Origin of the sequence: Sorangium sp. So ce381, from assembly GCF_051473845.1 — a bacterium.
Taxonomy (GTDB): domain Bacteria; phylum Myxococcota_A; class Polyangia; order Polyangiales; family Polyangiaceae; genus Sorangium; species Sorangium atrum.
In genome coordinates this window covers 7,244,525-7,269,142 of the sequence record NZ_CP150336.1, presented here as the reverse complement: position 1 = coordinate 7,269,142, position 24,618 = coordinate 7,244,525, and the positions used below count along the sequence as shown (strand labels likewise).

Below are 24,618 nucleotides of genomic sequence, written 5' to 3'. Positions count from 1 at the left end.
CGCGGAGGGGCTGATCGAGCTGGTGGTCGCGGCGCACGAGGAGCGCGTCCGGGCGGAGGCTGAGAAGGCTGGGCCGATCGAGGGCGTCGTGGTGGGGCGGATCGTGGGGTTTGGGCCAAGCGGGGAGCCGCTCGTCGAGGCGGCTGTCCTGGGAGAGGGGGCGCGCGGGGGTATTCCGGCGCGGGCGATGACGGCGCTCGGGCCCGAGGACGAGGGGCGGGAGGTGGCGCTGCTGTTCGAGGGCGGGCGGCGCGACAGGCCGGTGGTGATGGGGCGGATGCACGTGGCGGGGGAGAGCGCCGGTGCGGCGGTGCAGGCTGGGGCGACGGCGACCGCCGATGGTGAGCGGCTGGTGTTCACCGCGGAGAAGGAGATCGTGCTCCAGTGCGGGAAGGCCAGCATCACGCTGACGCGCGCTGGGAAGATCTTGATTCGTGGGGCGTATCTGCTGACCCGGTCGTCCGGCGTGAACCGGATCCAGGGTGGATCGGTGCAGATCAATTGATCTCGACGATCGAGGCCGAGATCTTCGAGCAGCACGCCCTGGAGGCGGCGTTCCTGTGGTCGTACCGGGACGCCGCGGCGGTGGATCCGCTCTACGATTTGCAGAGCCTTGGTGAGCTGGACGAGCGGCTGGAGGCGCATGTCGACGGTCTGCGGCTGGCGGGTGATGCGGGGTGGGAGATCTGCAAGGGCGCCATCGACGAGGAGGAGCCCGGGAGCTTGTTTGCGCCCATGGTGCTCGCGGTGGAGCGGAGGGATCTGAAGGGCATCGCTCAGGTGCTCGACGTGGGTGGCGGCGTTCCGGCGCTGGCGCGGGCGATCGTGTCGGCGCTGGGGTGGGTGAGCTTCGACAAGGTGCGGGGGATCCTGCCGGGGCTGCTCTCACACCGGGTCGGGCCGGAGCTGCACCGCATCGGGATCGCGGGGTGCGCGGTCCACCGGCAGGATCCGGGGGCGGCCCTGGGATATGCGGTGATGTCGAGCGACCTGCGCCTGAGGGCGCGGGCGCTGCGCGCCGTCGGGGAGCTCGGGCGGGGGGATCTGCTGGACGAGGTGCGCGGAGCGCTGGGCAGCGAGGACGAGGCGTGCCGGTTTGCGGCGGCGTGGTCGGCGGCGCTGCTCGGCGATGCGGCGGCGCTGAGGGTGCTCGGGACCATCGCGGATCGTGGAGGGCCGTTCGCGGAGCGGGCTTGCGCGGTGGCGATGCGGAAGACGGATCTGGGGATGGCGTCCACATGGCTGCGCGCGATCGCCGGGACGATGCGGGGGGCGCGCGTGGCGCTCGCGGGGGCGGCGGCGCTCGGGGATCCGGCGCTGATGCCGTGGATCATCGAGTGCATGGGGACGCCGGAGCTCGCGCGGGTGGCGGGCGGGGCGTTCACGATGATCACCGGCGTGGATCTCGAGGAGGCGAAGCTGCGGGGGGAGCCGCCGGCGGGGTTTCAGGGCGGGCCGAGCGACGATCCGGAGGACGAGGACGTGGCGATGGATCCGGACGAGAGCTTGCCTTGGCCGGACAGGGAGAAGATCGCCACGTGGTGGGGGAGTCGGGGGAAGGAGCTGAAGCGGGGGACGCGACACCTGCTCGGCAGGCCGTTGGCAGTGGAGTGGCTCGGGGAGGTGCTGCAGAAGGGGAGCCAGCCGGCGAGGGGTGCGGCGGCGGTGGAGATAGCGATGCGGAGGGTGCGGCGCGAGGTGGTCGAGGTGCGGGGGCCGGTGTTGGGGCACGACAGGGGACCCGCGAGCTGCTGAACGCTGCCCAGGCGGCTGGCGAGCAAGGCCACATCGGCAACCGGGCAGGAATCGAATCTCGTGAGAGGGAGGTTTCGATGGGCGTGACAGTGGGAGTGAACTCGATGTCGGTGGTCCACAAGGACAGCGGTGGGGTTACCCCGAGCTTCCCCGACGTCTGCAAGACCCCGAGCCCGGGCGGGCCGATCCCCATCCCGTACCCCAACATCGCCGTCGCCAGCGACACCGCCAAGGGCACCAAGAAGGTGAAGTGCGACGGCAACCCCGTCTGCGTGGCGGACTCGAACTTCAGCACCAGCACCGGCGATGAGGCGGGGACCGCGGGGGGCGGGGTGGCGTCGAACAAGACGAAGGGGAAGGCGGAGTTCGTGAACTACTCCTTCGACGTGAAGTTCGAGGGGAAGGGCGTGGCGCGAGCCCTCGACATGATGCTTCATAACGACAAGAACACGCCGCCGTTCCCGCTGGTGCAGGGGCCCGTGGTGGTGATCCCGGCGCCGGGGCCCGCCGTGACCAAGCAGTGCGCCTGCTGCTCCGAGTCGCTCGGCTGAGCGGAGGGGCCACGGCGGAGCGGACGGAGATCAAACTATGTCCCAGAAGCAGCACACGGCGGATATCGCACACGACCTCAATCACCATCCCGTCCCGAGGGCGACCGAGGGAGGCCAGTGCTTGAACCGGCATGTCGGGAGGATGGAGGTCTCCTGCAGCCACAGCTGGCAGGGCTTCAAGAAGGCAGAGCTGACGAGCGGGCTCTACGATTGGCCGAAATACGAGGGCATGAAGAAGACGACCTTGGCCGTCCGCTGCGGGACGAGCGGATTCCAGTGGCGAGAGCGCAAGGCGCCTCGTCCGCACGAATGGGACGTCGGGAAGCCGGGGCGGCGTGGAAAGGTCAACCACAAGGACAGCGCGAACGTCCCCTATTATCATGAGGCGCATCACCTGATACCGAACGGCGTCCTGAACGGTTGCATTCAAGACAAGTTCGGCAGCATCGACGCGGTCCTCTGGGCGGTGCGCGCGGGGCTGCTCGATGAGGGCTACAACATCAACCACAAGGACAACATGATCCTGCTCCCGCTCGACGCCGCGATCGCGCGCCAGCTCGAGCTGCCGCGTCACCGCGAGTTCGGCTCGTACAGCCACCGGACCTACAGCAAGCACGTCAAGACGAAGGTCAATAAGATACTCAGCGCGAATCAGCAGAACATCGACAACTGCGAGCTGACGAAGTACTCGGATATGAAGGACCAGCTCGTGTCGCTGTCGGAGACGCTGTTCGGGCGCGTGGTCACGGCGGGCAAGGAGAAGGTCTCCAGCCTCGACGACATGAGCAGACAAAGGTTCAAATGAGGGCCGCGCGCGGGCCGAGGAGACAGACGCGATGAGCTTTCACTTGCTGTCGACGACGGGCGATCTAGCGGACGAGGATCTGGTCCTGATCGAGGACCCTCCCCGGGGCATGGGCATGAAGAGCTACTGCATGGCCCGCGGTGTCCGCGCCGTGCCGCATTACCCGGAGAACGCCAAGATCGATCTGAGAGAGGAGAACCCGGGCATCAAGCTCTCGTCGCTCCTTGGCAACACGGAGAGCTATCTCATCGTCTCATCGGCGATGAAGGACGTCATCGAGCAGCACTGCCAAGGGGTCGACATCGAGTACCTCACGTTCACGCTGTACGATCATCGCAAGCGGGTGTACTCGAGAGATTACTGGATCGTCAATCCGATCGGAGCGTTCGACTGCCTCGATGAGGGTGCCAGCGGGGTGAAGTACGGCAAGCAGGGGAGTGTCACCAAGATCGAGAAGCTCGTCCTCGACAGGGGCAAGATCGACGCCTTGCCGGCGTTGTTCCGTGTGGACAAGGAAGTGACCGAGTACATCGTGCGCGCCGACCTGGCGCAGGCCCTGAGGGCGGGCGGCTTCACGAACGTGCTGCTCGAAGCGCTGGATGTGGTCGGCTGAGCGCCGGTGAAGCGTTGCTCGTGGAAGTCCTGGGAGAGCGATGGACCTGGTGATTACAGGCTACGGTGCACTTTCCTGTGTCGGCCGGAGCGCCGCGACGACCTGCGCATCGATACGTGCTGGGCTCTGCGTGCCACGGGAGATCCCCTGGTTCAGCGTGCTCGACGAGGAGCAGCAAGTGTCGGTCCCGCTCACCGGTTATCCGATCCGGGGCTACACCGAGGGGTTCGTCGAGCTCGGGAGGCTCATCCGGCTCGCTCAGGGGGCCGTGCACAGCCTGCGGGATGAATCGAGCCTCCCCGCGGCGGTCGACGCGCGAACCTGGGAGCGTACGGGGCTCGCGTTCATCGGGCCTCCCCTCAACGAAGAGCGCTTCGAAGACGCCGAGGGCGACGTCGAGGAGCTGAAGGCGTCGCTCTCGGCTCAGCTCGCCCGCGCGCTCGGGCTGCCGATACCCCAGCGTTCGGTGGCGCTCCTCGACATTGGTCCGGCTGGCGCGGCCGAGGCGATCAAGCTGGCTGCTCAGCGCATCACGCAGCGGGAGCTCGATCGCGTCCTCCTCGTCGCGGCGGATTCATGCCTTGACACCATCACCTTGGAGTGGCTGCTGGATCGGGGGTGGCTGAAGTCGCCGCAGAACCCTGTCGGGCTCGTCCCCGGCGAGGCTGCGGCGTGCGTGATGCTCGAGTCGCGCTCGGCCGCGCAGCGGCGGGGCGCGCCGATCATGGCAGCGGTGCACGCGGCCGTCACCGACCGCGAGGAGGCCCACGTGCTCGCCGGCAAGAGCAGCGCCGGTGCAGGCCTCGCTCGCGCCATCCATCAGGCCGCCTTGCACGGCTCCGCCCCTGCCCGCTTCGAGGGTGACGTCATCCTCGATCTCGACGGTGTGCCTTGGCGCGCCGCGGAGTGGGGCTACGCCCAGGTGCGGTGCGCCGATGTGCTCGGGCCGTACGTGAGGCTGGTGCTCCCCTGCGGTTCGCTCGGGCACGTCGGCGCGGCGAGCGGGGTGCTGGGGCTCTTGATCGCGGCGCGCTCATTGGAGCGCGGCTACGCCTCGCGCGCGCGGTCGCTCGTGCTCTCCAGCTCCGGCTGGGGCCATGTTGGGGCGGTGCTCGTTGGAGCGGGGAGGTAGAGGTCGCCATGGCATCGAAGTTCCTGCGGGCCTACATGGGGAATGCCCACCACGACTGTGAACAGATGCTCCCCGCGGCGGTGGCCCACCGGCTGAGCTTCAGGCAGGCGCTCAGTTTCAGCCAGCAGTATCGCGTCATCGCGATCGGCGCGCTGTTCCTGTACATGGATGCCCCTGCATTTCAGATCTACATGTTCAAGAGCGGCCGCTCGTTCGCGCACTACCTTCTGAGGGCGGCCGAGGCCGACCAGGTTCTGAGCCGATGCAAGCCGCTCTTCGACGCAATCGCGGCGCTCGATCTCGATGGGGCACGGGAGATCGCCCTGCGCCTTCGGACCAGCCGGAGCGACGCGGAGTACGAGGAGGATTTTCTCTATTTTGCGTTTCTGAGGTCCTGGCTCCTGAGGCGGGCTCACGAGGAGGGGACAGGCCTGCTGGAGCGCTACGAGTCGGTCCTGGAGGGCGCCGATGATCCACGGCTCGATCTCTGCCGGGCGCTGCTGCGACGAGATGACGCGCTGTTTGACGAGGCCCTCCGGCGCTTTCTGGAGCAGGTCGAGGCCCGTTACCTGCGGCTGGCTCAGGCCGAATCCATCGCGGACGAGGAGCTGGCGACGGAGGGCAGGCTCTCCGTGGAAGGGCTCGCGCTGGTGACTCTGGCGGAGAGCGCCGGTATGAAGACGTCGAGCGATTACCTTCTGGTCCCGTCCGCGGCGCGCGCGCGGGGCGCGCCCGCGGCGCCGCCCGACGCCTGGCAGGTCGTCGGGAGCTGAGCAGCTCCGCAAAAGCCAGTCTCCGTGCTTGATCTCGTGGTTCCCTCCAGCGGGGGATCCTCAGAGCGCCTTGCCTACGCCGAGCTCTCTCACGACGGCGCTCGGGAGCGCGTGTCTTCGTGCCGGGCCCAGATCGTCCTCGAGCGCGATCGTGCGCACGTCGTGCGGCCCGTCCCGCAGCACGACGTGCCCTCGGTACAGCAGCAGCACCCGATCGGCGTCGGTGTCCACGATCACGGTGTCGAGCCGCAGCTCCACCGGGGCATCGTCCTGCAGCACGAGCCCTACGCGGCACCTCGGCGCGCGGAGTCCTGGCAGCCGAAACGAGAGCCTTCCGAATGGCGACGCGTTCTCCACCAGCACCGGCTCATCGCCCCGCAGGTATCCCGGCGCGACGAGCCTCCTCGACGCGGCATTGAAGAAGCGCCGATCGAAGTCTCTCGGCAGGAGCGGCTTCCGCGCCTTCGACCACGCCTCGTCGTACGTCCCGGCCAGCGCGGCCCGGGGTTGCCAGCCTGGCGACACGAACCCCATGCCCGCCGGCGCGACCGTTTGGCCATAATGCTGCAGCGGGTCGTCCGGATCCTCGATGTTTGGCAAGCGGAGGCCCTCTTCGATTGCCGCGTTCGGCGCACGAAAGCCGATCCCCACCGGGTTCCTCGGCTCGTACGCGTGCTTCGCCGGATCAGGAGGGCTCCGGTCCCAGCCGCCGAAGGCGTGCTCGTAGGTGAGCGGGATGCGATCGAACGGCCGCGGTCTCGACGGGACGAGCCCTCCCGAGCTCCGCACCCACGCCCGATCGCCGAAGACGCGCACGGCCTTCCCGACCGGACCGACGCGGAACACCACCTGGAGCTCCGGGACGGCATGCCGCGGCGCTTGTGCATGGCCGATCAAGACCACGTCCGTGGCGGGCTTGAAGAAGGCGAACGCCGGCTCGATCTTGTAGCTCGACGTGGCGGCGTCGGCCCCCCACAGCTCGCCTGCGATGCTCAGCGGCGGCTGCCGCTCGGCGAGGTCGATGCCGCGCACGGGGTGCAGGTCGAAGGTCGCCTGAACCAGGACGACGAGGAGTGGGCGGCCCTCCTCGTCGGTGAGGAAGACGGGCTCCAGGGCAAACGGCGTCGTGTTGTCGACCGCAGGATGCCCCATGCGTCGAGAGGATCTCCGATCCGCCAGAACGGCGCAACAGCTGCAGCGCGGTGCTCCTAATTCCTCGGCTAACTCAGCGCATCGCCCCGAGCGCGCCGCTGCGGCTGCTGGCGAGTCCTTGAGCGCAGTAAGCCCGCCGCTTCGCCGCGCTCTCCCGCCCCGATCGGTGTACAACCGCCGTCGCCGTCTCCGCGGTCTCCGATCCGCGGTGAGGCCACTTCGGCAGAGCAGGTGCCCATGCGCAAGATCGTCGTTCACGAGCCCGGCAGCCACGACAAGCTCCGCGTCGAGGAGCACCCCGATCCGGTTCCCGCGCGCGGCGAGGTGCTCGTCGATGTGCGGGCGGCCGGCGTCAACTATGCCGACTGCGTCGTCCGGATGGGCCTTTACGAGTCGGCGAAGAAGTACGTCGGCTGGCCGATCACGCCCGGCTTCGAGTTTGCCGGCACCGTCGCCGCGCTCGGCGAGGGCGTCACCGATCTCACGCCCGGGGCGCCCGTCTTCGGCGTGACGCGCTTCGGCGGCTACGCCTCGCGCGTCGCGGTCCCGCGCCACCAGGTCTTCCCGTTGCCGGCGCGGCTCACGCCGGAGGAGGCGGCCGGCTTCCCGGCGGTGTTCATGACGGCGTACTACGCGCTCTTCGAGCTCGTGCGGCTGCGGCCGGGCATGTCCTTGCTCGTGCACTCGGCCGCCGGCGGCGTCGGCAGCGCGCTCGTGCAGCTCGGCAAGATCGCCGGCTGCCGGGTGGTCGGCGTGGTGGGCGCGGCGCACAAGGTCGAGGCGGCGAGGCGCCTCGGGGCCGACGCGGTGATCGACAAGAGCAGCGAGCCGCTCTGGGCGGCGGCGGAGCGTCTCGCGCCCGAGGGCTACGACGTGATCCTCGACGCGAACGGGGTCGAGACGCTGCGGCAGAGCTACCGGCACGTCGCCTCGGCCGGCAAGCTCGTCGTGTACGGCTTCCACACGATGCTTCCGCGGCAGGGCGGCCGGCCGAGCTACCCGAAGCTCGCTGTCGACTTCCTCCGGATGCCGCGCTTCAACCCGCTCGATCTCTGCAACGACAACAAGAGCGTGCTGGCCTTCAACCTCTCGTACCTGTTCAATAAGACGGAGATCCTGCGCGAGGCGATGGAGCGGCTCGTGGGCTGGCTGGACCAGGGGCGCCTCTCGGCGCCGCCGGTGAAGACGTTCCCGCTGGAGAGCGCCGCCGAGGCGCACCGGGCGATCGAGTCGGGCAGCACCGTGGGCAAGCTGGTGCTGACGCTGTAGGGCGGTGGCTGCCGGAGGGGGCGAGGGGTTGCTAGCTCCGCCGGCGTTGGATCGACCTCGCGCGCACCTCGAGCGACCGCTGCTGCGCGGCAGCGCGGCCGCGTGCGGTTGTCGTTGCTTCCCCGCGTGGGACGCTCGGGAGGGGCCCCAAGTGGAGGACGAGAGTACAGGCGCCCGCCCCGCAGGCCATGAGCCATCTTGCCCAGAGCGGCTGTGGCGCGGCTTCGTCCAGGCCGGCGCTGGAGTCGAGTATTTCTGGAGGAGACGGATGCGGACATTCGTTCTCGGAATACTCGATTTGAGAAATAAGGGACATGGCTGGACAACTATCCTTGCCCTGATACCGTAGCGCCGTTGCGACGTGCTGCGGCGTATTCCTCGCCCGCAGCCCCGAGGGGGGAGCGCGTTTGAGCGTCATGGAAGCGCTGATTTGTCCGGGGGCCCTGCTGCTCGGCAAATACCGTGTGGAGGGCGTCCTCGGGAAGGGGGGAATGGGAGTCGTCGTGGCGGCACGCCACGTCGATCTCGACGAGCTCCGCGCGATCAAGCTCCTGCTGCCCCAGACCCTTCGAGACGCGCACGCGAAGGAGCGATTCCTCCGCGAGGCGCGCGCGGCGGTTCGCGTCAGGGGCGAGCACGCGGTGCGTGTCCACGATATCGGGGAGCTGCCGACCGGCGAGCTGTTCATGGTGCTCGAGCTCCTCTCGGGCGCGGATCTGAAGCAGATCGTGCAAGCGCGCGGCCCGCTGCCTGTCGAGGAGGCCGCGACGTACGCGATCCAGGCCTCGAAGGCGCTCGCCGAGGCGCACGCGCTCGGCATCGTCCACCGTGACATCAAGCCGGCCAACCTTTTCCTTACCCAGCGGCCCGACGGCTCACCGTGCGTGAAGGTCCTCGATTTCGGCATCTCGAAGCAGATCGCCTCGGACGATATGGAGCTCACGGGGACCGGCGCCCTGCTCGGCTCGCCGCTCTACATGTCCCCAGAACAGATGGTGCGCACGAAGGAGGTCGACGGGCGGAGCGACATCTGGGCGATGGGAGTGTCTCTGTACGAGCTGGTCACGGGCACGCTGCCTTTCCGGGCGGACACGTTGCCCGAGCTCGTCGGCCGCGTGCTCCAGGAGGATGCCGCTCCGCCGAGCCGGCTTCGCCCTGGCTTGCCCGCGGAGCTCGACGCCATCATCGCGCGCTGTCTGCAGAAGATGCCCGAGGTTCGATACCAGCGCATCGAGGAGCTCTCTTCCGCGCTGACCACGCTCCTCCGCGGGACGCGGAGCAGCCGGACACGTCAAGTGCTGGGGCGCAACCATTTCGGCCAGCTCGGCCTGGGCGACGCGCTGCTGCGCGGCCACGAACCCGGCACGATGGGCGACGCTCTCCCCGCGGTCGAGCTCTTCAAGCGCCCCTGACCCGTCCACGGATCGCCATCCGCGCGCCCGGCGACCCGGACACGCCTCGCAGGGGGCACCGCGCTGGCTTCACCAAGAGGTGTGCGTCCGGGGCTTCCGGTGCGTCTCGTACTGTTCTCATTCCGGAGATAGGTGAATGGATCCCATCGAGCGCACGAAAGGGTCTTCCTTGATGGTCGCCGCCGCCATCCTCGCTGGCTGCGGATCGCCGGAGCCCCTGGGGACGGCCGCGGAGCGCGCCGTGGCAGGCGATCAGGGCAGCGCCCGCGAGCCGAGCCCGGCTGGAGACATCTGGATCCACGTGGCGAGCGGGGGCCGCGACCGCGCGGCCCTCCTGCACGTTCCGAGCTCTCTTCAGAACAAGAAGAAACGCGCCCCGCTGGTGCTCGACTTTCATCACTTCAATGGCACGCCCGAGCGCGAAGCGGCGCTCTCCGGCCTCAGCGCGCTGGCGGACGAACGAAGGCTCCTGGTCGCCTATCCCGCCGGTATCGGCGGGAGCTGGAATGCAGGCCAGTGCTGCGGCCAGGCGTGGCAGGACGGCGTCGACGACGTCGGCTTCACACGAGATCTGATCGACGCGATCTCCGCAGAGCACAGCGTCGACCCGAGCCGCATTTTCGTGACCGGCATGTCCAATGGCGCGCTCATGGCGCACCGCCTCGGCTGCGAGCTCGCGGACAGGATCGCGGCGATCGCCCCGATCGCCGGCGTCCTGCACGTGCCGCCGGAGACATGCGAGCCGGTGCGCCCCATCTCCGTCCTGCATGTGCACGGGACCGCGGACTCGGTCATTCCCTATGGCGGAGGCCTGGGGGAGGTCCCGGTCCCGGTGCCGGGGAGCCTCGAGTTCATCTCCGTGGCCCAGAGCCTCGCCGTCTGGCGCGAGCGCGACGGCTGCGCCGATGTCTCGCACCGTACCCATGCGCATGGCGATACCACCTGCAGGGCGTGGTCGATCTGCGCTGACGAGGTCGAGGTCGAGCACTGCGCGGTCGAGGGGGGCGGGCACACGTGGCCCGGCGGAGGGGATCTGCCGTCGGTGTTCGGGCCGAAGAGCGAGACGTTCCACGCGAGCGAACGGCTGCTCGATTTCTTCGAGGAGCACCCGATGTGACGGGCGAGCCCGCCGAACGGGAGCCTGCGCCCCGCGTCTCCGGTGCGGCGATCCGCGGAAGGAGGCCAGGCTGGGTCGCGTCGCGTCGCGCCCCCGGTCTCCTGCTGCGCCTGCTGGTCGCAGCCGCCCGCGATCACCCTCGTGCTTCATGGCGGCTTGCGGTGAAGGGCGCCGGGGAGAGCTGAAGCTCTGGGCGGAGGCTGTCGAGAGGCTCCCGGGAGAGCTGAAGCTCTGGGCGGAGGCTGTCGGAGGCCACCGGGAGAGCTGAAGCTCTGGGCGGAGGCTGTGGAGAGGCTCCCGGGAGAGCTGAAGCTCTGGGCGGAGGCTGTCGGAGGCCGCCGGGAGAGCTGAAGCTCTGGGCGGAGGCTGTCGAGAGCTGCCGAGAGCCCCGCTGGCCGCTTTTTCTCGTAGTAGCGGACCTCCGCGCACGCAGGGCCCGTGCCCGCCGGAGCCGCAAAGAAATCGACCGACCCTGGTCGATTTTCGTGACCCGATCGGGGTCGCGCTCCCGATTGATCTCCTCGACGGGACGGAAGGACGCCGGGCGACGGATCCCCTTCGCGCGACGCGCTCGGTCCCGGTGGCCCTGGTCCATCGTTCGCTCGCGCTGCCTGCGCGGCGCGGCGGCGGCTCGGGTCGAACGCAACCAACAGCCTCCCTTTTCGAGGAGATTTCAGGAGGAGAGATATGCCTGCTGTGACGAAGTCGAAGAAGCGCTCCGTGACCGCTGCCGCCTCTGGAGAGCCGTCCTACGCTCCGCCCATCTACGATCCCGCGGCTGGCAAGAAGGCGCTCGAGGCGCTCGCCCCGGAGCTCGACCGCCTCGCCGAGGCCGAGCTCATCACCGTGAGGATCGATGTCGAGGCGGCCACGTATGCGGCGCTCGGCGTCGTCGGGTTCGTGTCCTCTCCCGACGTGCGCGCGCGCTTCGCGCGGCTGCCCCGGGAGGAGTTCGACGTCACGCACGTCGACGAGCTGGAGCTCGCGTGTTTCGCCGCGCTACACGCGCTCGCGGAGGCCCGGGCCGCCGGCGCGCTCGAGACGGAGGCGCGGCTGCCGGTCGCGCTGGTCACCGAGGGGCTGGAGGTCGAGGCGCGCATGCAGGCGCTGTGCGAGTACCAGCTCGCGGACGACCCTGCGATCAAGCCGGAGCTCGACCGGCTGCGGCCGGGCACCGGGCACCGCGACCTCGCGAACGATCTGCTCGGCTACGCGCGGATCTACGAGCTGCGCGCCGACGTCGTGAAGGCGGACCCGAAGCACTACCGGGCCGACGACGCGGCGCGCGCGCGGGAGCTGGCCGGGGTGATGATCCAGAAGCTCTCGACGGCGATGACGCCGAGGGCTCGGCAGGCCTTCGACCGGTACGTGCGGGTCTGGACGCTGCTCTGCCTGCGCTACGAGGAGGTGCGGGCGGCAGCGCTGTGGCTGTGGCGGAAGAGCTCGCGCACCCAGGAGCGGTTCCCGTCGCTGTTCGCGGTGGGCAGGCCCAACTCGGCCCGGTCGTCGAGGAAGGAGGCGCCGAAGGGAGGCGAGGGGGACGGGCGCGGTGACGGCGGAGGCGGTGGTGGGAGCGGCAGCGGGGAGGAGCCGGGGGCGACGCCTGTCGTCCCGGAGCTCGTGACGGAGAGCCCTGGCTGAGCTGGTGCCGAGGCGCTGCGCTGCGCGCTCCCGGTTAGCGCGCAGCGCGGCGGCGAAGCGCCCCCGGGCCTCCGCCGAACGGCCGAAGGACGCCCAGGCCTTCACAGGACAGGCTTCACCGGCTGGTCCCACGGGCGTACCTTTCCGCCTGCCCGTGGCGCCTGACGCGGCGGGCGGACCCGGATGCCGCTGCTCTCCGGCCAGGGGAAGCTCGACCTGTAGGAATTTCCGCATGATCACGTCCGTTCGACTCCAGGAATTCAAGGGCCATCGGGACAGCACCGTCGCGCTCGGCCGGCTCACCGTGCTCGTCGGCCCGAACGGGTCCGGGAAGACGAGCGTGCTCGAGGCGCTCGCGCTTCAGAGCCGCCTCGTCGGCTACGCGCCCTGGAACGTGTTGACGGGTGACTGGTCGCCCGGGGATTTGCTGCGCCGGGGGGCCAAGGGGGGGCCGATCGAGCTGACTTCATGGGGCAGACTGGACGACGGGCCCTGGCGCTTCCGAACCGTGCTTTCGGAATCGTCGGTGCTTGTCGACTGGCAACGAGGCGGCCAAGGGCAGGAGTTCACCGCTTACAGCGCCCGGCCCCTCCGCGATCAGCTGCCGTGGCTGGGCGAGGCCGTCGCACCCACGACCGTCTACAAGCTCAATGCGGAGCGCATCGCCGCCGCAGCATACAGCGATGATCTCGCGCCCAACGTCGACTACGATGGGACCAACACCGCTGTCGCGCTCGCCGCGATCAAGCTCGGTTACGACGAAGTGTTCGATCGTATCGAAGAGTCGCTCCGTCGGATCATTCCGAACGTGGAGCGGGTTCGCATCCGGCAGGCCAAGGTCGTACGCCCGAATCCAGAGCTGCCTCATAAGGCCGAGGACGTCGTCGGAAGCAAGGTATACTTCGATTTTCGCGGCGCCCCTTCCGTCCCCGCGCACGCGGCGAGCGAGGGGACCCTCATCACGCTGGCGCTCCTGACCGTGCTTCATGGCCCGAACCGCCCGAACGTCCTGCTCCTGGATGACTTCGCCGAGTCGCTCCACCCGCAGGCGCAGATGGACCTGGTGCGGCTGGTCCGACGCCTGCTCGAGGAGTTCAACGATCTCCAGATCGTCGCCACGACGCACTCTCCCTACATCCTCGACGAGCTCGACCCCTCCGAGATCTACGCCTTCGCGCTCCGCGACGACGGCACCGTCGCCCTCAAGCGCCTCTCCGAGCACCCGCAGGCGAACGAGGTGAAAGGCACGCTCTCGGCGGGCCAGCTCTGGAGCATGGATCCAGAGCGAGACTGGGTGCTCGCTGAGAGCGCGCCGTGAAGCTCCTGGTCTTCTGTGAGGCCACCGCTGACTTCCTGACAGCGAGCGCTCTCGTGGACCGCGTGCTTCACGACGAGGGGTCCGCTTGGGTGAGCGACCTGCTGCGTTCCCACCCGGAGTCCGTCCGTGAATGGGCGAGCGACGGCCACGGCAAGGAGTTCTTCGACATCCACAAACTCGAGGCGTACAGGCGAGACCTCGGCAACGTGCGCTTCATGCCGGGGCATTTCGACGGAAAGCCGGGGGCGGCGGGCGCCCAGGCCGCGAGGAACGCGTTCGCGATCGCGCGCGAGGTAGGGAAGCGGGATCCGTCGACCCGCCTGGGAGCCGTCTTCATCGTCTGGGACATGGATGATCAGGGGGAGCTCCGCCGGAAAGGGCTTGCTCAAGCCCGGACCGAGGCCTCGCGGTGGGCGCCTTTTCAAATCGTCCTCGGCTGCCCCGATCCGATGCGCGAGGCCTGGGTGCTCGCCGGGTTCGAGCCAGAGTCGGACGAAGAGCACGCTCGCCTCGGCGAGCTTCGACGCGACCTCGGCTTCTCCCCCTGCGACGAGGCGCACCAGCTCAACGCGAAAGACGAGCAGGCGAAGCGGAACCCGAAACGGGTGGTCCGCCGGCTCATGGGCGACGATCGTGAGCGTGAGGCGCGCTGCCTGACCGAAGCGCCGCTCGAGCGGTTGCAGGAGCGGGGCGCCGTCTCTGGGCTGCGCGAGTTTCTCGGGGAGGTGAAGGCGCGCGTCGTGCCGCTGATCCAAGGGCCCCCTGCGAGCGTTCGGCATGCTCGACGGCAAGAATAGCGGCAGCGGGGAGACGCTCCGCCTGGTGCTCTACCCGGAGGTCGCGCCCGCCATCCCCACCCGATCCGGCGCTGCGGCGCCGCCCTGCGCGCGCTCCCGGTCCGCTCGCAGCGCGCCGGCGAACCGCCTCTGGGCCTCCGCGCTGCGCCGCTTCGCGGTCCGCTCCGAGCAGCCGAGCGCCGCGCCGATCGCCTGCCAGGTCCGCTCCTCGACGTGGCGGAGCACGAGGATGCGCCGCTCTTCGTCCGGGAGCCGCGACAGGGCAGCCTCCACCGCGCGTATGGCGCGGTCGTACGTGGCGCGGAGCCGCGGGCCCTCCTCGCCCTGCGCTGTCAGCGCGCGGCCGACGAGGCCGAGCACCGCGGCGGCCGCGACCTGGTCGGCCATCCCGTCGGCCTGCGCGGTCGTCTCGGCGTCGCCGTCGGCGAGCACGTCGCTCGTGTCCTGCGCCGCATCGGCGGCCTCGTACCCGTCCTCGCGGGCGGCGCGCCAGTGCTTCGACTCCTGCTTTAGCGCGTCCGACAGCGCGCCGTCGACGCGCCGCCACGCGTAGACCTGGAAGGGGACGCCGCGGGCGGGATCGTAGCCGAGCGCGGCCTCGTGGAGCGCCTGGACCGCGGCGGAGCGGAGATCGTCGGCCACGTAGTGCGCGCGCGTCCGCCGGAGGAAGTGGCCGCAGAGCTTCTCGACGAGCGGCACGGCCTCCGCGACGAGCGCCTGCTGCTCGGGGCTCAGGGGCCTCCGCGGCCGGTCGCCGTGGCTCATCGGGCGCCGCCTTGCCCTCGCCCCCTGGCGCCCGCCTTCGCTGCGAGCCGCTGCGCCGCCTCGGCCAGCGCCCCGGGCTCGCGCCGGTCGACCTCGCCGCTCGCGGCGGGGGGCGCGCGCGGGCGGAGCCGGTCGACGAGCGGGGCCGCGACGGGGTGCGTCGCGAGGAAGCGCGCGGTCAGCGCGCGCAACGCCTCGAGATCCTCGGCGGGCAGGAGATCGGCGTACGGCGCGACTGCGTGGGCGACGCGGGCCTCGAGGGTCGGATCGCCGTCATCGGGGTCGGGGCGGGGGCTCGACATCGGGCTCCGGGGGCGCGCTGCCCGCTGGCGCTGCATGCGCTCGGCGCGCTTCGCGCGATGGACACCCGACGCTACCTTTCCCAGGGAGGGTCAACAAGGGCAGAGAAGCGAGGAGGGCCGGGGCGCTCTTTCGCCATCGTCGGCTGCTGCGAGGTAGGGTGTCGCGAGGTGACGAGCGTCGATGAGCCGCTGAGCCCCGGGGCGCTGTTCCAGGGGCGCTTCCTGATCGATCGCCTCCTCGGACGCGGCGGGATGGGCGAGGTCTGGGCCGCCGTCGACACGGTGCTGGAGCGGCCGGTGGCGATCAAGATCATCCACCGCTCCCTCGCGGGGGAGGCGCGTTATGCCGAGCGTTTCCTCCGGGAGACGAAGCTCGCCGCGCGGGTCGCGCACCCGAACATCGTGCGGCTGTACGACGCCGGCAGGGCCGCGGACGGGCGGCTCTTCATGGTGATGGAGCGCGCCTCGGGCGTGCCGCTGCGGGAGATCATCGCGGGCGGCGCGCGGCTCGATGCGGTGCGCGCGCTCCACTACGCGATCCAGATCGCGGACGCGCTCTCGACGGCGCACGAGGCCGACCTCGTGCACCGCGACGTGAAGCCCGAGAACATCCTGGTGAGCGACGGCGTGCGCGCGCGGCTCGTCGACTTCGGCGTGGCGAAGGACGCGCGGGGCGTGGGCCTCGGGCTGACAGGGCAAGGGAGGGCGGTCGGGACGTCGCGCTACATGGCCCCGGAGCAGGTCGCCGGGGGCGCCGTGGACGCGCGCGCGGATCTGTATGCGCTGGGCGTGGTCCTGTACGAGATGCTGGCCGGCGCGCACCCGTACGCGGTGCTCGACGAGGCGTCGGGCATCGGGGAGACGGAGATCCAGGCGGCGCACGTGCACCTGGAAGCGACGCCCCTGCCCGAGGTGCTCCCGGGCTGTCCGGAGGCGCTCTGGAGCGCGGTGGCCAGGTGCCTTGCCAAGCGGCCCGAAGCGCGGTTTGCGCGGGCGGCGGAGCTCGCGGCGGCGCTGCGCGAGGTGGCGCGGAACGCGGTGACGGCAGAGAGGGCTGCGGACGACGCGGGCGCGCGGCAGCTCCTGCGCGAGGCGGCGGACGCGGCGAGGGAGCGGGCGATCCGGGAGCGCGCGGGAACACGTCGGGAGGAGAGGGCAGCGAGCGCGGTGCAGCTGGCGGCGGCGCTGCCGGGACAGGGCGTGATGCCGGGGAGCGCGGCGCCGGGCGCGGATGCGCGGAGCAGGCTGGCGATGGCGCAGCGGTTCAGGGTGGAGCCGGCGTGGGGGCTCCGTGCGGCGCGCGCGGGGAACGCGCCTGGGACCGGGAGCGAAGCTGGCGCGGAGACGGCACCTTCACCGACGCTGCCGGGGGAGGGCGGGGCAGCGGGAACCGAGGTTGAGGCGCAGATTGCGCCGGGAGCGGCGGCGCGCGCGATGTGGACGGGCGCGCTCGTGAGCACGGAGAAGCAGAACGGAGCGGCCGCGGTCGGGCCGGGGGCGGGCTCGCCGATGAGCACGGAGAAGTGGGAAGGGGTGGCCGCCCTCATGGCGGGTGTCACGGCGGGAGAGCGGTTGGCGAGGACGGAACCCTGGGAGCAGGCGAAGGCTGGCGCCGGCGTGAAGGCGACGCGGGTGGCGCTCTCTCGGACGAGATGGGGGCTGGTCGTGGCGCTGCTGCTCGGTCTCGTGGCGCTCCTTGCCGTTCTCGCGGTTATGCTCGTGGAGGTATAAGGCCGTACCATATGCCAGCGATCCGCCGATCCACGATGGCAAAGATCAGCGACAGCGGTCCCGTGGCTCTCGCTGGTGCGCTATTTACCGCGCCGGAGGGGGAGGAGCGCAGGCCGGCAGAGGGGGCCGTCATCATCGTGGCGTGGGGCGAGCTGCAGGCAATGCTGCCAGCGCGCGGGTAAGGGGGCAGGATGCGGCTCCGCGCAGGCGATCGGGTCGATCACTACACGCTGGTGAAGCCTCTCGGCGAGGGCGGGCAGGGCGCGGTGTGGAAGGTTATCGACCCGCGGGAAGGCGGCGTGGTCCGGGCCCTGAAGCTCGTCCGCCTCGAGGAGGCCGGACGGCAGAGCTTCGACCGCGCCCGGCGCGAGGCCAAGATCCTCGCGTCGGCGAAGCACCCGGCGCTTGTCGCCTGCCACGGCTTCTTCGAGGATATGCACGCTGGGCTCGTGGGCCTGGTGATGGACTTCGTGCGGGGCCGGTCGCTGGGCGTAGCGGCGAGCGACGGGCAGCTGGACGGCCAGCGCGCGCTGGCCGCGCTCGAGCAGGTCGCCTCGGCGCTCGCGTACGTGCACGGCGCGGGGCTCGTGCACCGCGATCTGAAGCCGGACAACGTGCTGCTCGCGGACAGCTTCTGGTCCGACCCGCGGCGACCTGGCGCGGTCAAGCTGCTCGACTTCGGCATCGCGGCGTCGGCGGGCAATCCGCGGCCGTTGACGTCGTTGGGGGCGGTGGTGGGCACGATCCCGTACATGGCGCCGGAGCTCGTCGATCCGGCGACGTGGGGCCGAGCCGAGGGACCCTCGCGCGATCTGTTCGCGTTCGGCATCATGGCGTGGGAGGTCCTGTTCCACAATCACCCCACCGGCCTTGCGTCGAGCGCGACGCTTGTCGACTACGCACGCGCTTACAAAGCCGCGCAGGCGGGGCGCATCGTGTGGCCGCCGCGGGGGCTCGCCGGGCCGTGGGGCGCGGCGGTGGAGGCTAGTCTCGCGCTGTCGCCGCTCCAGCGGCCGGCGAACGGGGCGGCGCTGCTGGAGATCCTGCGGACGAGCGCTGCGCACGCCGATCCGGAGGCAGCCGGCGTACCCGCGGCAGCAGGGCCACTGTCACCGCTGCTGTCCGCGCCGACGTTGCCGCACCAGGTGGCGACGACACCGATGACGTCGCCGCCGGTCCCGGCCGTGGCCATCACGCAACCGGAGAAGGTGACGCCACCGCGGGGCGCGCCCGTGCCCGCGCGGGGCGCGCCCGTGCCCGCGACGCAACCGGCGAAGATGACGCCGCCGCCGATTGCGAGCGTGATTATCACGCAGCCGCAGGACATCTTCCCGTCGCCTGCCCCGCCTGCGCATGGCTTATCGCCGGCCGGAAGGCGAAGCGGGCGGCGGCTCGCGACGCTCGCTGTCGTGATCTCGGTGATCGGCGCCGCGACGGCATGGATCGCGGGCGGCGGGACCGAGCTCCTCGTCTCCCTCGTCGCCTCGCGAGAGGAGCCGATGGCAGGGAGCATCCCGCCGCTCTCGCCCCCGTCCGCCGCGTCAGTGACGCTCCCGTCGACGGCGCCGGAGCCACCCCAGGTGCCAGCCGCGAGCACCCCGGAGATCGAGGCGTGTTGCTCCTCGCACATGGTATGCAAGGGGCCGACGAAGCTCCGCTGCCCCCGGTGCACCGGCGCGGCTCCGCCGCTGCCCAGAGCCGCGCTGTGGTGGTTGCGCTTGTCGAGCGTATTCGGTCCCGACGCACAGGACATGACCAGGTCCCGCCCTTACTCCGAAGTGTGCATGCGCATCGGCGATCCGCCCGTGTGTGCGCCGTTCTTCAAGATCGGGTCGCGGAATGGCGACGAGGTCAATCGCCTCGCAGTGACCACCGAGGACGTCGAGGACATGAGGATCCAGTTCTCCATCGATGGCAGCGCGTACCTGCCGGGGCGCGTGAAGAGCCCGCCTGTGCTCGTTTCGGCGCTGTGCGGAGGGCTCTACGTGTACATCGACGGCCCCGATAGGGACGATATCAAGCTCGCCGTTTACCTCGATCCCAGGACGAGCGAGGGGCCCTGATCCATGCGCGCCGACAGCCGTTCCCAGCCCACGACCGAGGAGCACCGGCCCCCGTCGGCGGGCGACGGGGAGTGCGGTCACCCCGTTCTCCTCGCGGCCTTCCCCGGGGTCGTGGCCCTGTCCATCCCCGCGTCCGGCGAGGTCGTCGGCCGCGCCTGGCTCGTGTCGGCAGGCCTCCCTGACGCCGAGGTGTCGGGCCGGCACCTCAGCTTCTCCCGGACGGGAGGTCGCCTTCAGGTCGAGGACGTCGGCTCGCGCAACGGCACGTACCTCAACGGTGTTCCGCTCCGCGCGAAGCAGCGGACGGGCCTCGATGACGGCGACGTCGTGCGCCTCGGCAAAACGCTTCTGGTCTACCGCGAGGCCTTCACCGGCGCCCTGTCGCCGGCGCCGCCGCTCGGTCGCCTCGTGGGCCCATGGGGTCTCACCGCGGTGCGCGCGGAGCTCCTCGCGCTGGCCGCGCGCCGCGAGGTCAACGTGCTCCTCCAGGGCGAGACCGGCACGGGCAAAGAGCTCCTCGCCGAGGCCGTCGTCGAGGCCCTCGGGCGCCGGGGCAAGCCGTTCGCGGCCGTCAACGTCGCGGGGATCCCCGCGAGCGTCTTCGAAGGCCAGCTCTTCGGCTGGAAGAGGGGCGCCTACTCCGGTGCTGTGGGCGATAGCCGCGGCGTGCTCCGGGCGCATCAGGGGGGCGCCGTGTTCCTCGACGAGATCGGCGAGCTGCCGCTCGAGGTGCAGCCGAAGATCCTGCGCCTGCTCGAGAACCGCGAGATCCTCCCGGTGGGCGAGGACCGTCCGGTCCGGGTCGAGGTGGCGCTCATCGCCGCCACGAACCGGGCTCTCGAGGCCATGGTGGAGCGGGGCGCGTTCCGTCGCGACCTCCTGGCGCGGTTCCTCGTTCGGATCGATCTCCTGCCGCTGCGGGAGCGGCCGGAGGACGTCTTTGCCGTGCTCCAGGCGTTGCGCGAGCGGCGGGGCACGCCCTTCGATGCGCGGCAAACCGAGGTGGAGGCGGTCGAGCGGCTCATGCTGGAGAGGTGGCCGGCGAACGTGCGCGACGTGGAGCGCCTCGCGGCGATGATCGGCCCCTCGGCGCCGCTCACGCAGCACGCGGTCGAGCGGGCGCTCGGCCCGCCCGCCGCCCGGGTGGCGCTGACCCGGGAGGCGGCGGAGCAGGTGCTCGCGGAGTGCAGGGACAATCAGTCGGAGGCGGCGCGCCGGCTCGGCGTATCGCGAGGCAAGCTGCGCAGGCTGCTGGGGCTGGCCTGAACCTACGCCGAGCGCGCGGCGAGGGCGCTGGCGCTCGCGAAGTCGCTCGAGAGCTGCCGGGAGACCCGCTCGAAGCGGAGCTGTCCTTTCGTGTCCCGGTCGGTCCAGTACCAGCCGCTGAGCTCCGTGGGGTCGGGCCCGTGGACCCAGAGGCACACGGCCCCGCGGTGAATACGGCTGCGATCGTGGAGGAGCAGGTCAGGATCGTTGCGGTAGATGGCCGCGAGCAGGAACTCGCCGTCCACCTTGTCGAGACGCGCGGCGATGCTCGCGGAGCGGGACTCGGCGGTGAAGGTCCGGGTCTCGATCCTGGAGAACGCCTGGTCGAGGACGAGGAAGATGGTGCGCGCCTCGCCCTTCGCGGGCGTGAGCTCGCCTCGCCAGGTGCCCCGCAGAACAGGCCTGCTCACGGGCCAGGGATGCAGCAGGCCGAGCCGCCACAGCCACACGTCCCAGAGCAGAATCACCACGGACATTGCCGACACCACGGCCGACAGGGGGGTGAAGAACGACAGCGGCAGGACCCAGCCATGCCCGCTCAGGGAGAGCGCCCAGATGGCGGCGCCGAGGAGCACGAGGATCGTGAGCGACGCGCGGTTCATCGGGGGAGCAGCTCCGCGCCACGAACCCGCCGCCATGCCGCCTTCAGGAACGCATAGGCCTGCTCTGGCGTCCGCCGCGCCGGCCCGTGGAAGAGCGGCTGCATCCCGCTCACCTCCGTCAGCGCAGAGCTGTCGGCGTCGGGCTGGGTGGCGCGCAGCAGCCAGCTCAGGACAGCCTTCGTGTCCTTCATATAACCGCCATCTTCCAGGTTGAAGCACGTGTCCGGCACATTGTGGACGAGGCACTCGAGGACGAACGAGCTCACCTGTCCGGCGCCGCTCTTTTGCTCGAGATCGCCCTGCGCGGCCATGTCGGCGCGCAGGTGCTTGAAGATGCGGACCACGCGCTTGAACCGCCTGTTGGTCGCATCGTTCTTCGCGACGCCGCGCTTGTAGTGCTGGTCCGGCCAGTTGATGACGCGCAGCGCGGGCGCGTTGCGCGGGCGCAGCTCGACGCCATCGAAGTATTCCCATTCTCCGGTTGCGGTCTTCCTGCCGGTATAGCGGCGGTGTTTCTGGAACACCGCCACGTCGGCGTCGAGCCGAGCGCCGGAAGCGCGGACGTCGAAAGCCTTGTTTCCAGCGGCGACGTTGCCGGCGCCGAACTGGGCCCGGAGCGCCGCCTCGACGTCGTTGCGGAAGGAGTCGAAGGAGTAGCTCGAACCCTGGATCCCGAGCATCGTCTGCGTCACCGAGCCGTCGGCAGGAAATGCGTAGAAGGCAACGTCGTGCAGCACGACGGCCACGTCGATGTCGCTGTCGGCACGCGTGTTGGTGTTGTTCCGGTAGGAGCCGGTGACGGCCACATCGATCTTCTTGTGCTTCAGGTTCGACGCGCTGCGAATCGCCTCCTTGATGGCCTCGCGGGCGCGGCTGCCCCGCTCCTCGTCGGTGGCGTCGATCGTCTCGGCCCAGTCCTTGAGCGTCTGATCCCAGTTCCTTGACATGGTTCATCCCGTCGCGGGTGCGCGCCGGCCTGCCCTGCATGCAGAGCGACAATCGGTTCGGCACAGGCAGGCGCCCGTCGCACCCAGCCGGGCTCTTCAGCACCCGTCGTGCCGGCCCGATCGGGGGCGAAATTCACGGAGATGCTCGCCTGGGTGCAGGCGAAGGGCGGATCGCGATCAGACGGCGAGCTGTCCGCGATCAGCGCAGGCCCGAAAGCAAGAGGGCAACCCGTCGAGGCGATAGACCTGCGGCGCCTCGAAAGGGACGCGATGGCGGGCGCAAAGCTCCAGCCTCGCGGCTCGCAGCCATGCGCGCGGCCAGCGGGTCTCCCGGCAAGCTTCGTCATGAGCTCCGTCGGCGTTGCGCCCTGACTGGGCTCGCTGTCGCTCTCTGGACGAGCTCGTGGGAGCCTCCGCCTCGGGAGCGGTGGCGAAGTTCTCCTCCCCGGGAATGCGACGTCCGCAGGGGGCGCTCGACGTCGCGCGACAAGAAGCGACTGCACCAGCGCGCCCAGCAGAGGCGCACTATCTGGAACGCCGGCCTGTAGAACGACGGTTCCGTAAACCGTAGATCTCGGGTTCACGAGCTCCCCAGCTACAGAGCTCGTCGCGTTGCTCACGACCACCCAGGGCCAGCGGCCTTCTGCTCACCCACCGGCGAGCCTACACGCTGGCATTCTCTTTGAGCCACCTTCGGGATTTGAACCCGAGACCTACGGTTTACGAAACCGTTGCTCTACCACTGAGCTAAGGTGGCACGCCTCTCGTCGAGGAGGCGCGCAGATTACCCACTCGCCCTGCCGAGTCAAGCTCTTTTATTTCCGTCCTCGAGGGACCCGGTTTCGCTCGCGAAGAACTCGCCCAGCCGCTCCGCCAGCTGCGCCGCCGCCGACCAGTGCATCATGTGCCCGGCGTCCGGCAGCTCGACGTGCTCCGCGCGCTTGAGCCTCGCCACCCGCTGCGCTTCGTCCTCCGGGTGCCACCCCGTCGGCCCGCCGCTCACGAGCAGCGTCGGGCACGCGATGCGGTCCAGGAACGTCATGAACGCCTCCACCTGGAAGAGCAGCGGCGACGTCGTCCGGTGCATCGGATCGTACGCCCACGCGAGCCCGCCGTCCGGCTCCTCCCGCGTGAGCAGCGGCGCGCGCGTCGCCAGCACGTCGCGCGGCACGCGCGGGTGGTTCGCCACGAGCCGCGCGATCGCGTCCTGCATCGACGAGAGCCTCCGCGGCGCGCGATCGAGCTCCGCCATCTGGCGCAGCCACGCCTCGACGCGCGCGACGGCGACCTCGGGACCGCTCGCCGGCGGCCCCATGCCTTCGAGCAGCGCCAGGCGCTCGACACGGCCAGGGAACGCGCCCGCGTAGTACACGGCGACCGCGCCGCCCATCGAGTGGCCCACCACGCCGAGGCGCGCCGGCGCGAGCGCGTCGACGAGCGCCGCGACGTCGGCGATGTAGTCGGGGAAGTAGTAGTAGCTCCCCGCGCCGACGCGGGCGCTCCGACCGAACCCGCGCTGGTCCGGCGCGACGACGTCGTGCCCCGCCCGCGCGAGCGGCTCGGCCACGAGGTCCCACGTGCTCCCGGCGTCGAGGAAGCCGTGGAGCAGCAGCAGCGTGAGGCCCGTCGGCTGCGCGCCGTCGTCGCGGAAGCGATGGACGCAGAGATCCAACCCGTTGGTGTTCCAAATTTCCGACGACCTACGCACCACGCGCGCGCTCCCGTGTGCAGATGCTCCCGTCAGCCCTCCGCGCGGCCCGCGCGGTCCGCGCGCGAGCCGCCGGCGCTCCTGCGCCGCGTGCGCGGGCGGGCGTCACCGCTTCGCCGGCGAACCTTTCGCCGGGGGCGCCGCGGGGGCCGCCGGAGGCAGAATGGTCCCCGTCGCCACAGGAGCGGCCGCGGCCGGATCCGCAGCGCCCGCAGGCGTCGCCGCGGGCGCCGCCCCGGTCGCGGCCGGCGCCGCGGTGTCCGCCCCGGCCGGCGCTGCGCCGCCCGCCGGCGCTGGCGCGACAGGGAGCGCGGCGCCCGTGAGCTGCGCGGCGTCCTTGAGCACCTCGTCCGCGTGCACCCCGGGATCCACGTCGGGATAGACCTTCGCGATCTTGCCGTCGGGATCGACGAGGAACGTCACGCGCGCCGTCGTCCCGAGCTTCATCGGCACGCCGAACGCGGTGGCCCAGGTGTGATCGGTGTCGACGAGGATCGGGAACGGCAGCTTGTGCTCGATCGAGAACGCCTCGTGCGACTCGCGGGTGTCGGAAGACACGCCGAAGACCTGCACGTTGGCCTGCTTGAAGCGATCCCACGCGTCGCGGAACGCGCACGCCTCCTCGGTGCAGCCCGGCGTCCCGTCCTTCGGATAGAAGTACACGACCACGGCCCGACCTCGCTGGTCGGACAGCCGCTGGATCGCGCCGTGCTGATCCGCGGCGAACACGTCGGGCGCTGTCGCGCCGACCGGGATCAGCCCTTGTCCACCATCGGGTCGCTCGGCCGCGCCACACCCGAGCAGCGAGGCAAAGGCAAAGACGACAGCAAGTACGACAAAAACGACCGCAATCGGGAAGCGTCTCTTCATCAGAGCGCCACGTTAGCACGCACTCGGTA

Annotated in this window: 23 protein-coding genes and 1 tRNA gene; 16 read left to right on the top strand and 8 right to left on the bottom strand. The window is 70.5% G+C overall.

Going from position 1 to position 24,618, the window contains the following annotated elements:
• Window positions 1-22: 22 nt before the first annotated feature.
• The 7 genes from WMF29_RS27085 to WMF29_RS27055 all read left to right on the top strand — a co-directional run bounded on the left by WMF29_RS27085 (window position 23) and on the right by WMF29_RS27055 (window position 5,629).
• Window positions 23-505 (top strand): DUF6484 domain-containing protein, encoded by a 483-nt coding sequence (locus tag WMF29_RS27085; protein ID WP_437331173.1) that lies wholly within the window; start codon window positions 23-25, stop codon window positions 503-505.
• A complete protein-coding gene (locus WMF29_RS27080; RefSeq protein WP_437323032.1) occupies window positions 502-1,755 on the top strand; it encodes a TIGR02270 family protein in 1,254 nt (417 codons plus the stop codon). The genes WMF29_RS27085 and WMF29_RS27080 overlap by 4 nt, the downstream gene beginning before the upstream one ends.
• A 77-nt stretch (window positions 1,756-1,832) precedes the next feature.
• Window positions 1,833-2,306, top strand: coding sequence for a DUF4150 domain-containing protein (locus WMF29_RS27075; protein ID WP_437323031.1), 474 nt, complete (start codon window positions 1,833-1,835; stop codon window positions 2,304-2,306).
• A gap of 121 nt (window positions 2,307-2,427) precedes the next feature.
• Window positions 2,428-3,111: an AHH domain-containing protein gene (locus tag WMF29_RS27070; RefSeq protein ID WP_437323030.1), complete on the top strand. Its 684-nt coding sequence runs from the start codon at window positions 2,428-2,430 to the stop codon at window positions 3,109-3,111.
• 31 nt (window positions 3,112-3,142) lie between these two features.
• The gene (locus tag WMF29_RS27065) at window positions 3,143-3,724 is read left to right on the top strand and encodes an imm11 family protein (protein WP_437323029.1); all 582 of its coding nucleotides are present in this window, start codon (window positions 3,143-3,145) and stop codon (window positions 3,722-3,724) included.
• A gap of 130 nt (window positions 3,725-3,854) precedes the next feature.
• Window positions 3,855-4,856: a hypothetical protein gene (locus tag WMF29_RS27060; RefSeq protein WP_437323028.1), complete on the top strand. Its 1,002-nt coding sequence runs from the start codon at window positions 3,855-3,857 to the stop codon at window positions 4,854-4,856.
• Window positions 4,857-4,864: 8 nt separating this feature from the next.
• A complete protein-coding gene (locus WMF29_RS27055; protein WP_437323027.1) occupies window positions 4,865-5,629 on the top strand; it encodes an Imm49 family immunity protein in 765 nt (254 codons plus the stop codon).
• Window positions 5,630-5,689: 60 nt separating this feature from the next.
• Here WMF29_RS27055 and WMF29_RS27050 read toward each other — a convergent pair whose 3' ends face one another.
• Window positions 5,690-6,781, bottom strand: a complete 1,092-nt coding sequence (locus tag WMF29_RS27050) for a DUF2169 family type VI secretion system accessory protein (RefSeq protein ID WP_437323026.1) — start codon at window positions 6,779-6,781, stop codon at window positions 5,690-5,692.
• 237 nt (window positions 6,782-7,018) lie between these two features.
• Here WMF29_RS27050 and WMF29_RS27045 point away from each other — a divergent pair, with 237 nt between their 5' ends.
• The 6 genes from WMF29_RS27045 (at window position 7,019) to WMF29_RS27020 (ending at window position 14,335) form a co-directional block, all read left to right on the top strand.
• Window positions 7,019-8,050, top strand: a complete 1,032-nt coding sequence (locus WMF29_RS27045; protein WP_437323025.1) for a synaptic vesicle VAT-1 family membrane protein — start codon at window positions 7,019-7,021, stop codon at window positions 8,048-8,050.
• 416 nt (window positions 8,051-8,466) lie between these two features.
• Complete coding sequence (locus WMF29_RS27040) at window positions 8,467-9,462, top strand: serine/threonine-protein kinase (RefSeq protein WP_437323024.1); 996 nt, start codon at window positions 8,467-8,469, stop codon at window positions 9,460-9,462.
• Window positions 9,463-9,598: 136 nt separating this feature from the next.
• Complete coding sequence (locus WMF29_RS27035; RefSeq protein WP_437323023.1) at window positions 9,599-10,579, top strand: extracellular catalytic domain type 1 short-chain-length polyhydroxyalkanoate depolymerase; 981 nt, start codon at window positions 9,599-9,601, stop codon at window positions 10,577-10,579.
• Between the two features lie 687 nt (window positions 10,580-11,266).
• Complete coding sequence (locus WMF29_RS27030) at window positions 11,267-12,220, top strand: hypothetical protein (RefSeq protein WP_437323022.1); 954 nt, start codon at window positions 11,267-11,269, stop codon at window positions 12,218-12,220.
• A 232-nt stretch (window positions 12,221-12,452) separates the two neighbouring features.
• Window positions 12,453-13,538: an AAA family ATPase gene (locus WMF29_RS27025; RefSeq protein WP_437323021.1), complete on the top strand. Its 1,086-nt coding sequence runs from the start codon at window positions 12,453-12,455 to the stop codon at window positions 13,536-13,538.
• A complete protein-coding gene (locus WMF29_RS27020; RefSeq protein WP_437323020.1) occupies window positions 13,535-14,335 on the top strand; it encodes a hypothetical protein in 801 nt (266 codons plus the stop codon). Before WMF29_RS27025 ends, WMF29_RS27020 begins: the two co-directional genes overlap by 4 nt.
• A gap of 30 nt (window positions 14,336-14,365) precedes the next feature.
• On the opposite strand, the gene WMF29_RS27015 is transcribed toward WMF29_RS27020, so the two are convergent.
• Together WMF29_RS27015 and WMF29_RS27010 are read right to left on the bottom strand one after the other, a co-directional pair.
• On the bottom strand, window positions 14,366-15,100 hold the full coding sequence (locus tag WMF29_RS27015; RefSeq protein WP_437323019.1) for a sigma-70 family RNA polymerase sigma factor: 735 nt from the start codon (window positions 15,098-15,100) through the stop codon (window positions 14,366-14,368).
• Window positions 15,097-15,402 (bottom strand): hypothetical protein, encoded by a 306-nt coding sequence (locus tag WMF29_RS27010; protein ID WP_437323018.1) that lies wholly within the window; start codon window positions 15,400-15,402, stop codon window positions 15,097-15,099. The genes WMF29_RS27015 and WMF29_RS27010 overlap by 4 nt, the downstream gene beginning before the upstream one ends.
• Window positions 15,403-15,570: 168 nt before the next feature.
• On the opposite strand from WMF29_RS27010, the gene WMF29_RS27005 reads away from it, so the two are divergent.
• From WMF29_RS27005 to WMF29_RS26995, 3 genes are all read left to right on the top strand, one after another.
• Window positions 15,571-17,133: a serine/threonine-protein kinase gene (locus tag WMF29_RS27005; protein ID WP_437323017.1), complete on the top strand. Its 1,563-nt coding sequence runs from the start codon at window positions 15,571-15,573 to the stop codon at window positions 17,131-17,133.
• A 191-nt stretch (window positions 17,134-17,324) separates the two neighbouring features.
• Window positions 17,325-19,196, top strand: a complete 1,872-nt coding sequence (locus WMF29_RS27000) for a protein kinase domain-containing protein (RefSeq protein WP_437323016.1) — start codon at window positions 17,325-17,327, stop codon at window positions 19,194-19,196.
• A gap of 3 nt (window positions 19,197-19,199) precedes the next feature.
• Window positions 19,200-20,462, top strand: coding sequence for a sigma 54-interacting transcriptional regulator (locus WMF29_RS26995; protein WP_437323015.1), 1,263 nt, complete (start codon window positions 19,200-19,202; stop codon window positions 20,460-20,462).
• Between the two features lie 2 nt (window positions 20,463-20,464).
• Here the strand turns inward: WMF29_RS26995 and WMF29_RS26990 are convergent, their stop codons facing one another.
• The 5 genes from WMF29_RS26990 to WMF29_RS26970 all read right to left on the bottom strand — a co-directional run bounded on the left by WMF29_RS26990 (window position 20,465) and on the right by WMF29_RS26970 (window position 24,589).
• The gene (locus WMF29_RS26990; protein ID WP_437323014.1) at window positions 20,465-21,064 is read right to left on the bottom strand and encodes a hypothetical protein; all 600 of its coding nucleotides are present in this window, start codon (window positions 21,062-21,064) and stop codon (window positions 20,465-20,467) included.
• Window positions 21,061-22,011: a nucleotidyltransferase domain-containing protein gene (locus WMF29_RS26985; RefSeq protein ID WP_437323013.1), complete on the bottom strand. Its 951-nt coding sequence runs from the start codon at window positions 22,009-22,011 to the stop codon at window positions 21,061-21,063. Before WMF29_RS26985 ends, WMF29_RS26990 begins: the two co-directional genes overlap by 4 nt.
• A 685-nt stretch (window positions 22,012-22,696) precedes the next feature.
• Window positions 22,697-22,768, bottom strand: a tRNA-Thr gene (locus tag WMF29_RS26980).
• Between the two features lie 48 nt (window positions 22,769-22,816).
• Window positions 22,817-23,722, bottom strand: a complete 906-nt coding sequence (locus WMF29_RS26975) for an alpha/beta fold hydrolase (protein ID WP_437323012.1) — start codon at window positions 23,720-23,722, stop codon at window positions 22,817-22,819.
• A gap of 102 nt (window positions 23,723-23,824) precedes the next feature.
• Window positions 23,825-24,589 (bottom strand): peroxiredoxin, encoded by a 765-nt coding sequence (locus WMF29_RS26970; RefSeq protein ID WP_437323011.1) that lies wholly within the window; start codon window positions 24,587-24,589, stop codon window positions 23,825-23,827.
• Window positions 24,590-24,618 lie beyond the last annotated feature (29 nt).

Coding starts and splice junctions, on each gene's coding strand:
- WMF29_RS27015 (WP_437323019.1), bottom strand. CDS start 15,100: ATGAGCCACGGCGACCGGCCGCGGAGGCCCCTGAGCCCCGAGCAGCAG.
- WMF29_RS27035 (WP_437323023.1), top strand. CDS start 9,599: ATGGATCCCATCGAGCGCACGAAAGGGTCTTCCTTGATGGTCGCCGCC.
- WMF29_RS26990 (WP_437323014.1), bottom strand. CDS start 21,064: ATGAACCGCGCGTCGCTCACGATCCTCGTGCTCCTCGGCGCCGCCATC.
- WMF29_RS27010 (WP_437323018.1), bottom strand. CDS start 15,402: ATGTCGAGCCCCCGCCCCGACCCCGATGACGGCGATCCGACCCTCGAG.
- WMF29_RS27055 (WP_437323027.1), top strand. CDS start 4,865: ATGGCATCGAAGTTCCTGCGGGCCTACATGGGGAATGCCCACCACGAC.
- WMF29_RS26985 (WP_437323013.1), bottom strand. CDS start 22,011: ATGTCAAGGAACTGGGATCAGACGCTCAAGGACTGGGCCGAGACGATC.
- WMF29_RS27045 (WP_437323025.1), top strand. CDS start 7,019: ATGCGCAAGATCGTCGTTCACGAGCCCGGCAGCCACGACAAGCTCCGC.
- WMF29_RS27025 (WP_437323021.1), top strand. CDS start 12,453: ATGATCACGTCCGTTCGACTCCAGGAATTCAAGGGCCATCGGGACAGC.
- WMF29_RS27075 (WP_437323031.1), top strand. CDS start 1,833: ATGGGCGTGACAGTGGGAGTGAACTCGATGTCGGTGGTCCACAAGGAC.
- WMF29_RS27000 (WP_437323016.1), top strand. CDS start 17,325: ATGCGGCTCCGCGCAGGCGATCGGGTCGATCACTACACGCTGGTGAAG.
- WMF29_RS27030 (WP_437323022.1), top strand. CDS start 11,267: ATGCCTGCTGTGACGAAGTCGAAGAAGCGCTCCGTGACCGCTGCCGCC.
- WMF29_RS27050 (WP_437323026.1), bottom strand. CDS start 6,781: ATGGGGCATCCTGCGGTCGACAACACGACGCCGTTTGCCCTGGAGCCC.
- WMF29_RS26995 (WP_437323015.1), top strand. CDS start 19,200: ATGCGCGCCGACAGCCGTTCCCAGCCCACGACCGAGGAGCACCGGCCC.
- WMF29_RS27040 (WP_437323024.1), top strand. CDS start 8,467: ATGGAAGCGCTGATTTGTCCGGGGGCCCTGCTGCTCGGCAAATACCGT.
- WMF29_RS27065 (WP_437323029.1), top strand. CDS start 3,143: ATGAGCTTTCACTTGCTGTCGACGACGGGCGATCTAGCGGACGAGGAT.
- WMF29_RS26970 (WP_437323011.1), bottom strand. CDS start 24,589: ATGAAGAGACGCTTCCCGATTGCGGTCGTTTTTGTCGTACTTGCTGTC.